Origin of the sequence: Streptomyces murinus, assembly GCF_002154555.1 — a bacterium.
Lineage (GTDB): Bacteria > Actinomycetota > Actinomycetes > Streptomycetales > Streptomycetaceae > Streptomyces > Streptomyces murinus.
Genome location: NZ_MUNF01000399.1, coordinates 1 through 8932 on the forward strand (window position 1 = coordinate 1; position 8932 = coordinate 8932).

Annotated in this window: 10 protein-coding genes and 1 pseudogene; 7 read left to right on the forward strand and 4 right to left on the reverse strand. The window is 69.2% G+C overall.

What is annotated here, in order from left to right; all coding sequences use genetic code 11:
* A pseudogene (locus CCN72_RS40755) lies at window positions 1-132 on the forward strand (PadR family transcriptional regulator); the annotation flags it as partial.
* Window positions 133-177: 45 nt separating this feature from the next.
* Here the strand turns inward: CCN72_RS40755 and CCN72_RS23640 are convergent.
* Together CCN72_RS23640 and CCN72_RS23645 are read right to left on the reverse strand one after the other, a co-directional pair.
* A complete protein-coding gene (locus CCN72_RS23640) occupies window positions 178-1143 on the reverse strand; it encodes a zinc-binding dehydrogenase (protein ID WP_086809374.1) in 966 nt (321 codons plus the stop codon).
* 194 nt (window positions 1144-1337) lie between these two features.
* Entirely contained in the window at window positions 1338-2561 is a 1224-nt protein-coding gene (locus tag CCN72_RS23645) for an NAD(P)-dependent malic enzyme (RefSeq protein ID WP_085566508.1), read from the reverse strand.
* A gap of 619 nt (window positions 2562-3180) precedes the next feature.
* Here CCN72_RS23645 and CCN72_RS23655 point away from each other — a divergent pair.
* From CCN72_RS23655 to CCN72_RS23665, 3 genes are read left to right on the forward strand one after another with little or no spacing between them, the layout of a single operon-like run.
* Window positions 3181-4137 (forward strand): ABC transporter substrate-binding protein, encoded by a 957-nt coding sequence (locus CCN72_RS23655; protein WP_085566507.1) that lies wholly within the window; start codon window positions 3181-3183, stop codon window positions 4135-4137.
* A gap of 40 nt (window positions 4138-4177) precedes the next feature.
* A complete protein-coding gene (locus CCN72_RS23660; RefSeq protein ID WP_037660234.1) occupies window positions 4178-5110 on the forward strand; it encodes an amino acid ABC transporter permease in 933 nt (310 codons plus the stop codon).
* Between the two features lie 47 nt (window positions 5111-5157).
* A complete protein-coding gene (locus CCN72_RS23665) occupies window positions 5158-5910 on the forward strand; it encodes an amino acid ABC transporter ATP-binding protein (protein WP_085568738.1) in 753 nt (250 codons plus the stop codon).
* A gap of 76 nt (window positions 5911-5986) precedes the next feature.
* Here CCN72_RS23665 and CCN72_RS23670 read toward each other — a convergent pair whose 3' ends face one another.
* The gene (locus CCN72_RS23670) at window positions 5987-6745 is read right to left on the reverse strand and encodes a class I SAM-dependent methyltransferase (protein WP_086809380.1); all 759 of its coding nucleotides are present in this window, start codon (window positions 6743-6745) and stop codon (window positions 5987-5989) included.
* Window positions 6746-6845: 100 nt separating this feature from the next.
* On the opposite strand from CCN72_RS23670, the gene CCN72_RS23675 reads away from it, so the two are divergent.
* Window positions 6846-7475 (forward strand): CGNR zinc finger domain-containing protein, encoded by a 630-nt coding sequence (locus CCN72_RS23675; RefSeq protein WP_086809382.1) that lies wholly within the window; start codon window positions 6846-6848, stop codon window positions 7473-7475.
* Here CCN72_RS23675 and sodX read toward each other — a convergent pair.
* Entirely contained in the window at window positions 7379-7813 is a 435-nt protein-coding gene (gene sodX, locus CCN72_RS23680; RefSeq protein ID WP_086809384.1) for a nickel-type superoxide dismutase maturation protease, read from the reverse strand. The genes CCN72_RS23675 and sodX overlap by 97 nt on opposite strands.
* Window positions 7814-7958: 145 nt before the next feature.
* Between sodX and sodN the strand changes: the two genes are divergently transcribed.
* Window positions 7959-8354 carry a superoxide dismutase, Ni gene (sodN, locus tag CCN72_RS23685; protein WP_037660225.1) on the forward strand — a complete coding sequence of 132 codons (396 nt, stop codon included), beginning with the start codon at window positions 7959-7961 and terminating at the stop codon, window positions 8352-8354.
* A gap of 128 nt (window positions 8355-8482) precedes the next feature.
* Entirely contained in the window at window positions 8483-8842 is a 360-nt protein-coding gene (locus CCN72_RS23690) for an ASCH domain-containing protein (protein WP_086809386.1), read from the forward strand.
* The last annotated feature ends 90 nt before the right edge of the window (window positions 8843-8932 follow it).

Genomic DNA, 8932 nt, shown 5'->3' on the forward strand with positions numbered 1-8932 from the left:
CAGGCGCAGGAGGAGATGCAGCGGGTCGCCCGCCGCGTCCAGGACCACTTCGCGCGCGGCAACTGGCCCGCGGGCGTCCGCGAGGGCCTGACCGAACTGGCCAGGGAACTGGGCGATCTGAGCAAGGACTGGACCAGCCCCCGCCCCACCGCCGAGGTCAGGACGTCACCGGCGAGGTCAGGTCGTCGTCAGTACGATCTTCCCGAACTGCCCGCCGGACTCCATCCGTTCGAAGCCCTCGCGGGCGCGGTCCAGCGGAAGCACCTCGTCGATGACGGGCCGTACGCCGGTCGTGGCGCAGAAGGAGAGCAGGTCCTCCAGCTCGTCCTTGGTGCCCATGGTGGAGCCGACGACCTTCAGTTCGAGGAAGAAGATCCGGGTCAGCTCGGCGTGCGAGGGCCGGTCGCCGCTGGTCGCGCCGGAGATCACGATCGTCCCGCCGGGGCGCAGCGACTTCACCGAGTGCGACCAGGTCGCGGCGCCCACCGTCTCGATGACCGCGTCCACCCGCTGCGGCAGCCGCGCCCCGCTCTCCACGGCCTCCACCGCGCCCAGTTCCAGGGCCCGCTTCCGCTTGGCCTCGTCCCGGCTGGTGGCGAACATCTTCAGCCCCGCCGCCCTGCCGAGCACGATCGCGGCCGTGGCGACCCCGCCGCCCGCGCCCTGCACCAGGACCGAGTCCCCGGGCCGTACCCCCGCGTTGGTGAACAGCATCCGGTACGCCGTCAGCCATGCGGTGGGCAGACAGGCGGCCTCGGCGAAGGACAGTTCCTTCGGCTTGGGCAGCACATTGAAGGTCGGTACGGCGACCTGTTCGGCGAAGGTGCCCTGGTAGCGCTCGGTCAGGATGGAGCGCGGCTCCTTCGGGCCGACGCCGTGGCCGCTCTGGCCGATGACGGAGTGCAGGACGACCTCGTTGCCGTCCGCGTCGACCCCGGCGGCGTCGCAGCCGAGGATCATCGGCAACCGGTCCTCCGGGAGGCCGACGCCCCGCAGGGACCAGAGGTCATGGTGGTTGAGGGAGGCGGCGCGCACATCGATGGTGCTCCAGCCGGGGCGGGCCTCGGGAGCCGGACGCTCCCCCAACTCAAGGCCGGAGAGCGGCTGGTCGCGGTCGATTCGGGCGGCGTAGACGGCGAACATGCTGCCGACGATAGGTGGGCCGGGCGGCCAGGGGAACCGGGCCGCGCTGTGACACATGCCCTCTTGCACGAGGCACCCGGGCGGCGCAGTTCGCCACGAAGCCGTTCACGGTCACCGTGCGACGCGAGGTCCAGGTCGGCCGGTGGGAAAGAAATGGCCCCGCCCGTCATCGGGCGGGGCCATCTCAGCCGACGTCAGCGACGCGCGACGCCCTCGGCTCGCGCCGCCGCGGCCACCGCCGCGGTGACCGCCGGAGCGACCCGCTCGTCGAACGGCGACGGAATCACGTAGTCCGCCGCGAGATCGTCACCGACCACCGCGGCCAGCGCCTCTGCCGCCGCGATCTTCATGCCCTCGGTGATCCGGGTGGCCCGCACCTGGAGCGCGCCCGCGAAGATCCCGGGGAAGGCCAGCACGTTGTTGATCTGGTTCGGGAAGTCCGAGCGCCCGGTGGCCACGACCGCCGCGTACTTGTGCGCGACCTCGGGGTGCACCTCGGGGTTCGGGTTGGCCATCGCGAACACGAAGGCGCCCTTGGCCATACCGGCCACGGCCTCCTCGGCGACGGTGCCGCCGGAGACGCCGATGAAGACGTCCGCGCCCTTGAGCGCGTCCGCCAGCGTGCCGCTGATGCCGGCCTTGTTGGTGAAGCCGGCCAGGTCGCGCTTGACCGGGGTCAGGTCCTCGCGGTCCGCGGAGACGACGCCCTTGCGGTCCGCCACCGCCACATCGCCGATGCCGGCCTCGACCAGCATCTTGGCGATGGCGACACCGGCCGCGCCGGCGCCCGAGATCACGGCGCGCAGCTGTCCGATCTCCCGGCCGCTGAGCCGCGCCGCGTTGCGCAGCGCAGCCAGCGTGACCACGGCGGTGCCGTGCTGGTCGTCGTGGAAGACCGGGATGTCCAGGCGCTCCTGGAGGCGGCGCTCGATCTCGAAGCACCGGGGCGCCGAGATGTCCTCCAGGTTGACTCCGCCGAAGGAGGGAGCGAGCCGGACGACGGTCTCCACGATCTCGTCCACGCCGGTGCAGTCGAGCGCGATCGGCACCGCGTCGACGCCGCCGAACTGCTTGAACAGGATCGCCTTGCCCTCCATCACGGGGAGGGAGGCCTGGGGACCGATGTCCCCGAGTCCGAGCACCGCCGTACCGTCGGTGACGACGGCGACGACGGAGGACTTCCATGTGTAGTCGTTGACCAGCTCCGGCTGTTCCGCGATCGCGGTGCACACGCGAGCGACACCGGGCGTGTACGCGAGGGAAAGGTCGTCCTTGTCGCGGACCGGCACGGTGGCTTGCACAGCCATCTTGCCGCCGCGGTGCAGAGCGAACACCGGATCGAAGGAATCGAGGGGCTCGGCCCCGCCGTCCTGGTCCGTACCGATGTCGCTGCGAGGATTGACGATCTCCGCTGCCACTTGTTCTACCCCTTAGGTATGCATGGTTTGAGGGTCGACCACTCCTGGTGAGGGGTGGGCGGGCACCGCGCAGGGCCCGATTGCGGATACGCACGGGTCATGCGCGACGGGCGCGCCGCACACGCGCCCTGAGCCCCGGATGAGGGGTGTAAAGAACCTTCTTACCGGACGGACGGCGCTCACGACGAGTCCAATAGGTGCAAGGTCACATCTCGGAACCAGTTCGCCACACGGAGATGACATACCGCTGACGGCCGCACTGACGGCGACGCGGGGCTCCGGGACTCGACGGGGCCCGGACGGCTGCGGCGGGCGCACGACACGGTCGTACGACACCCACATGTCCGGTCGTCCACATGTTGAGATGTGCCGGAGGTTTTCCGGCGGTGGGACGGGATTCGCGCAGGTGGCCCGGTGCGGTATGGCACCGAGAGACCAAGGATGTACCGACCTGATGGGGTTCGGGGGTCACCCGTTATCCGATTTTGACATATCGGCGCCCCTGAATGGCGTAGTCCGAATGGCAAGATGCCGTAAACCCGCGAGGTCGCGCCACCCAATGGTGTGTGTTCTCGTCTACCCAGCGGCAAACTCTTCGCATACGCCGGAGGAATCCACAATGACCGCACGTTCCACCCGTCGTTCGACCGCCACGCATCCCCGGCTGGCTGCGGTCGGTGCGATCGCGGTCGCAGGCGCCCTGCTGCTCACCGGCTGCGGTGACCAGACCAAGGACAAGACCAACGACTCCGGCAGTGCCTCGTCCGGTGCCCCGCTCGCCGGCAAGCTCCCGCAGTCCATCCGCGGCAAGGGCAAGATCCTGGTCGGTTCGGACATCGCGTACGCCCCGGTGGAGTTCAAGGACTCCAGCGGCAAGGCCGTCGGTCTGGACCCGGACCTCGCCGCCGCGCTGGGCAAGCAGCTCGGGGTGACCTTCGAGTTCCGCAACGGCACCTTCGACGCCCTGCTCACCGGCCTGCGCTCGGGCCGCTACGACATAGCCATGTCGGCCATGACCGACAACAAGGACCGCCAGCAGGGCATCGACCCGGACACCGGCAAGAAGGTCGGCGAGGGCGTCGACTTCGTCGACTATCTGACCGCCGGCGTCTCGATCTACACGCGCAAGGGCGACACCCAGGGCATCACCGGCTGGTCCGACCTGTGCGGCAAGAAGATCGCCGTCGAGCGCAGCACCGTCTCGGAGGACCTGGCCAAGGCCGAGGCCAAGAAGTGTCCGGCCGGCAAGAAGCTCTCCATCGAGCCGTTCGACGACGACCAGCAGTCCCAGACCCGGCTGCGCTCGGGCGGCGTGGACGCGGCCTCCTCCGACTTCCCGGTCGCGGCGTACGCGGCGAAGACCTCGGGCGGCGGCAAGGACTTCCAGATCGTCGGCGACCAGGTCTCGGCGGCGCCGTACGGCATCGCGGTCTCCAAGGAGTCCGGCCAGCTGCGGGACGCGCTCAAGGCCGCGATGGACGCGATCATCAAGAACGGCGAGTACCAGAAGATCCTCGAGAAGTGGGGCGCCCAGGACGGCGCCGTCAAGGAATCCGTGATCAACGGCGGCAAGTGACCCGCGGCGTATCCAGCGGCCACCGAGAGGCAGCACATCCGTGACTGACATAGAGAAGACGGCCGGGGAGCAGGGCACTCCCCCGGCCGGCCCGGAAGCCATCAGGGCCATCCCGGTGCGGCACTACGGACGCTATGTGTCCGCCGTCGTCGCCATCGCGATCCTCGTCGCGATCATCAACGCCTTCAGCCAGGGCAAGATCAACTGGCATGCGGTGCCGGAGTACTTCTTCGACCACCGGATCATGACCGGTGTCAGCAAGACGCTGCTGCTGACGGTCCTGTCGATGCTGATCGGCATCGTCGGCGGTGTCGTCCTGGCCGTCATGCGGCTCTCGAAGAACCCGGTGACCTCGTCCATCGCGTGGTTCTACATCTGGTTCTTCCGCGGCACCCCGGTCCTGGTCCAGCTGTTCCTGTGGTTCAACCTGGGCCTGGTCTTCGAGTACATCAACCTGATGCCCTTCTACAAGGACTACTGGTCGAACTTCATGACGCCGCTGCTGACGGCGCTGCTCGGCCTGGGTCTGAACGAGGCGGCCTACATGGCCGAGATCTGCCGGGCGGGCCTGCTCGCGGTGGACGAGGGCCAGACCGAGGCGGCCCAGGCGCTGGGCATGAGCCACGCCAGGACGCTGCGCCGGGTGGTCATCCCGCAAGCGATGCGGGTGATCGTGCCGCCGACCGGCAACGAGGTCATCAACATGCTGAAGACGACCTCGCTCGTGGCGGCCGTCCAGTATCCCGAACTGTTCCGCTACGCCCAGGACATCGGCCAGAACTCCGGCGCCCCGGTGGAGATGTACTTCCTGGCCGCGGCCTGGTACCTGATCATGACCTCGGTGCTCAGCGTGGGCCAGTACTACATCGAGCGGTACTACGCCCGCGGTTCCAGCCGCAGCCTCCCGCCCACCCCGTGGCAGAAGGTCAGGGCGCATCTGACGACCTTCTCCAGCAGGAAGGTCATGGCATGAGCGACAAGCTGAGCAAGCAGGACTCCGTGGCGGCGGGCACCGCCGCGATGGTCCGGGCGGAGGGCGTCCACAAGTCGTTCGGGCATGTGGAGGTGCTCAAGGGCATCGATCTGGAGGTGCGCCCCGGCGAGGTGTTCTGCCTCATCGGCCCCTCGGGCTCGGGCAAGTCCACCTTCCTGCGGTGCATCAACCACCTGGAGAAGATCAACGCCGGGCGGCTGTACGTCGACGGCGAGCTGGTCGGCTACCGCCAGAAGGGCGGCAAGCTGTACGAGCTCAAGGACAGTGAAGTCGCCATGAAGCGCCGGGACATCGGCATGGTCTTCCAGCGCTTCAACCTGTTCCCGCACATGACGGCGCTGGAGAACGTCATGGAGGCGCCGGTCCAGGTCAAGGGCGTGGCCAAGGGCGAGGCGCGGGAGCGTGCCGGGCAGCTCCTGGAGCGGGTGGGCCTGGCCGACAAGGCGGGCAACTACCCCTCGCAGCTCTCCGGCGGCCAGCAGCAGCGGGTGGCGATCGCACGGGCGCTCGCGATGGACCCCAAGCTGATGCTGTTCGACGAGCCGACCTCGGCCCTGGACCCGGAGCTGGTCGGCGACGTCCTGGACGTCATGCGCGACCTCGCCGAGTCCGGTATGACGATGGTCGTCGTCACCCATGAGATGGGCTTCGCCCGCGAGGTGGGCGACAGCCTGGTGTTCATGGACGGCGGTGTCGTGGTCGAATCCGGCCATCCGCGGGACGTGCTGACGAATCCGCAGCACGAGCGGACGCAGTCGTTCCTGTCGAAGGTGCTGTAACCGGCCCCGAAACGAACGGACACGGAAGGGGCGGTGCACGCACCGCCCCTTCCCTCTGCCCTGCCCGTCCGAGGGCCTACTTCACGGCGAGGACCAGACTGTCCGACGGGGAGCACCACACGGGCCTGGCCTCGGCGAAGCCCTTCTCCTTCAGGGTCCGCACATGCCAGGCCGCCGGGGGCACATCACCGTCGGCGTGCTCGCCGTAGATCTCGAAGCGGCGGGCGGTCGGCTCGGCGAGCACCGGGTCCTTCGCCGCGACCTGCCACCACTCCGCCCAGTCCAGGGCGCCGTCCCGCTTGGCCTGATCCATACGGGCGTGCCGCTGGGCGCGCTCGGCCGCGTTGATCCGGGGCGTGCTGTCGTCGATCATGTGGTCCGCGTTCATGAACACACCGCCGGCGCGCACGAGTTCCGCGATCCGGCCATAGAGGTCCGCGAGGGGTTCGCTGTGCAGCCAGTGCAGGGCCGTCGCGGTCAGTACGGCGTCGTACGACTCGTACGGCAGCCCCGTCGCCCAGTCGGGGTCCTTGAGGTCGGCGGTCACGAAGGAGACCCGGTCGTCGCCCTCGAAGGTGCCGCGCGCGATGGCGAGCAGGGCCGGGTCGAGGTCGACACCGGTGCTGGTGGCCTCGGGGAAGCGCGCCAGCAGCCGGGCGGTGATGCTGCCGGTGCCGCAGGCGAGGTCGAGCACGCGGGGCGCCGTACCGACGAGGGCCTCGACCATGTCGAGCATGATCCGGAAGCGGTCCTCGCGGTCGGGCATGTACCACTCCTGCTGCCGGTCCCAGCTGTTCTGCCAGGCCGCCCAGTCGGTTCCGGTACTCGTGGTCATGGAGCCCGCCTTTCCCCTCGCTCGCGTAATACCCTGGATGCACGATCGACTGTTACCCGACCGCTGGTACGACGATAGAGCGCCCCCGTAAGGACTACAAGTGGAACTGGCCTATTACTCGGATTACGCCGTACGACTCGTCAACACCGAGGAACCGGCCCGGGGCAAGGACTGCCTGACCTCGGTCGAGGCCATCCGTGACCTCTTCGGCGTCAACGCGTCCGCGGCCCGCCGTGCCACCGACGCCGATGTCACCCGCTTCCGTTCGGTCCGGGCCCGGCTGCGCTCGGTGTTCGAGGCGGCCGACGGGGGCGACGAGACGCTGGCGGTGGACCTGCTGAACTCGCTGCTGCTGGAGTTCCCGGTCAGCCCCCAGATCTCCGGCCACGACCACCGGGACGAGGACGACCGCCCGCTGTGGCACATGCACCTGGCCGACCACCCCTCCAACGCCACCGCGGGCTACGCGGCGATCGCGGCGATGGGTCTCGCCTTCCACCTCACCGCGTACGGCGTGGACCGGCTCGGCCTGTGCCAGGCGGCCCCCTGCCGAAACGCCTACCTGGACACCTCGACCAACCGCTCCCGGCGCTACTGCTCCGACCGCTGCGCCACCCGCGCGAACGTGGCCGCCTACCGGGCCCGCAAGCGCCTGGAGGCCGACCGGTCCCCGAGCAGCGGCCGCACCGCCGAGACGGCCCAGCCCAGCACGGCCAGCGGCGAACGCTGACCGGCCTTGAACGGCCGCACCCGCAGCCAGGCCCTCCCGAGCACCAGTTCCTCCGGCACCACCCCGTAATCGGTGCTGTCCCCACCCGCGTACGGATTGTCCCCGAGCACCCACCAGCCGCCCTCGCGCCGCTCCACGGCCCGCTTGACCACCAGCAGGTCCTGCTGGAACGGATGCCGCAGTACGACGATGTCACCGGGCCTGACGACGCCCCCGTACCGCACCAGCAGCTGATCGCCGTGCTGGAGCGTGGGCACCATGGACGGCCCCGTCACCTCGGCCAGCCCGAACGGCGCGGGCGACCTCCCCCGCTCGCTCTCCTGCGACAGCTCCGGCATTCCCGGCACCTCCCCGGTCCGATCCTCCACCAGTCTCAGTCTGACCCCGGACTTTTGTCCTAAGCCCTAGGGGGCACTCGGGAAAACAGGTCCCTCAGGGAGTAATGTCGCACCTGAGAAGACGATCACGAGGAAGGAATGCTCCATGCTTTCCCGCCTGTTTGCCCCCAAGGTCAAGGTCAGCGCCCACTGCGACCTGCCCTGCGGCGTGTACGACCCGGCCCAGGCCCGCATCGAGGCGGAGTCGGTCAAGGCCGTCCAGGACAAGATGGCCGGCAACGACGACCCCCACTTCCAGGCCCGCGCCACCATCATCAAGGAGCAGCGCGCGGAGCTCGCGAAGCACCACGTCTCCGTCCTCTGGAGCGACTACTTCAAGGCCCCGCACTTCGAGAAGTACCCCGAGCTGCACCAGCTGGTCAACGACACCCTGAAGGCCCTCTCGGCCGCCAAGGCGTCCACCGACCCGGCGACGGGCCAGAAGGCGCTCGACTACATCGCCCAGATCGACAAGATCTTCTGGGAGACGAAGAAGGCCTGACCCTTCTTCTCCCACCGCAAGGGGCCCCGTCGGCATGTCCGGCGGGGCCCCCTTGTGCATGCGCGGGCGCCCCGCCATCCTGTTCCGCCCCGGCTCGACGCACCAGTCACCAGGAGCGTGCCCACCCCATGCCCGACGCCTCTGCGCGTGTCCGCGAGCTCAACCTCTACCGCCGGTACTTCGACCTCGTCGCCGCGGGCGTCAAGACCGTCGAGGTGCGGGTGAAGTACCCGCACCTGGCCGACCTCGCGGCAGGCGACATCGTCCGCTTCCGTGCCAAGGGCACCGACGAGACCTGCGACGTGCGGGTCAAGCGGGTCACCGAGTACCCCGGCTTCGAGGCCCTGCTCGACGGAGAGGGCTCGTCCCCGGTCAACCCCACTGCCGGCCGCGACCAGCAGCTCGCCGACATCCGGGCCATCTACCCACCCGAGAAGGAAGCGCTCGGCGCGCTCGCCATCGAGGTCGAACTACTCGCCGATCACTAGGGTGAAGCTGTCTCCGGAGCCGGATCGGTCGTAGGCGAGGGTGTCAACGCGGGCTGGTCGTCGGTTGGTTGGCGGGGGCGGTGGTCGCGG